Here is a 1,180-nt window from a genome sequence, read left to right as displayed (position 1 = left end):
TGGAGAATAACAAGTGGCAATTACCACAGCAGCATCCTGGCTGGGAACCTCCGCCTTTAGCAATGCCAACCCCATTGAACTGCGCCCCAACTGGACCCAAGACAATGCTAAGGCTGTTATCCAGGCTGTTTACCGACAAGTACTCGGAAACGACCATCTCATGGCTTCTGAGCGTCTCACCAGTGCTGAGTCTTTACTCTGCCAAGGCTACCTGACTGTAAGGGATTTTGTGCGGGCTGTCGCCAAGTCAGAAATCTACAAGTCGAAATTCTTCTACAGCAACTTTCATCCGAGAGTAATTGAGTTGAACTTCAAGCACCTACTCGGTCGGGCTCCCTATGATGAGTCTGAAATCATCTATCATCTCGATATCTATCAAAACGAGGGGTTTGAGGCAGATATCGACTCCTACATAAACTCCCTTGAGTATGAGCAGAACTTTGGCACCTCCATCGTACCCTACTATCGAGGCTTTTCCAATCAACCGGGACAAAAAACCGTCGGCTTTACCCGCATGTTCGAGCTCTATCGTGGTTACGCCAATAGCGATCGCGCTCAGGGCAAGGGCGGTCGTGCTAGTTTAACCTATGAGCTAGCTCGCAATATGGCAAACCCCGTGCGAACCCCAAATGGCGGACAAGCACTCACCGGCACAACTGCAAACATTCAGGGACAGTTCTATCGACTCCGAGTAACTCAAGGAGGTCTGGGACGTGCCCCTCAGATCAGGCGCAGCATCAGTGAATATGTCGTGCCCTACGAACGGCTATCTCCCACCCTGCAAAAACTAAACAAGCGCGGTTGTCAAGTCATGAGTATTACCCGTGCCTGAAGTTTCTAGAACATCTAAACGTCGAGTCCTATAGGAGTAGAGTAAGTGGCAATTACAACAGCAGCATCCCGCTTAGGCACCTCTGCCTTTAGCAATAGCAACCCCATTGAACTGCGCCCCAACTGGAGCCAAGATGATGCCAAAGCCGTCATTCAAGCTGTTTACCGACAAGTACTCGGTAACGACTACATCATGGCTTATGAGCGCCTCACCGGTTTAGAATCCCTGCTCTGCAATGGCTCTCTCACGGTGCGGGAGTTTGTGCGAGCTGTAGCTAAGTCGGAGCTATACAAGTCGAAATTTCTGTACAACAGCTTCCAAACTCGGTGATTGAGTTAAACTTGAAGA

The 1,180-nt window shown here is 49.8% G+C and carries 1 protein-coding gene and 1 pseudogene; both read left to right on the top strand.

The window, feature by feature from the left end:
• Positions 1-13: 13 nt before the first annotated feature.
• A complete protein-coding gene (locus tag F6K49_RS50970; RefSeq protein ID WP_293110544.1) occupies positions 14-832 on the top strand; it encodes a phycobilisome linker polypeptide in 819 nt (272 codons plus the stop codon).
• 45 nt (positions 833-877) lie between these two features.
• Positions 878-1,180 (top strand): annotated as a pseudogene (locus F6K49_RS50965) (phycobilisome rod-core linker polypeptide); the annotation flags it as partial.

The organism is Moorena sp. SIO3I6 (assembly GCF_010672095.1).
This window is presented reverse-complemented; position numbering and strand designations above follow the sequence as displayed.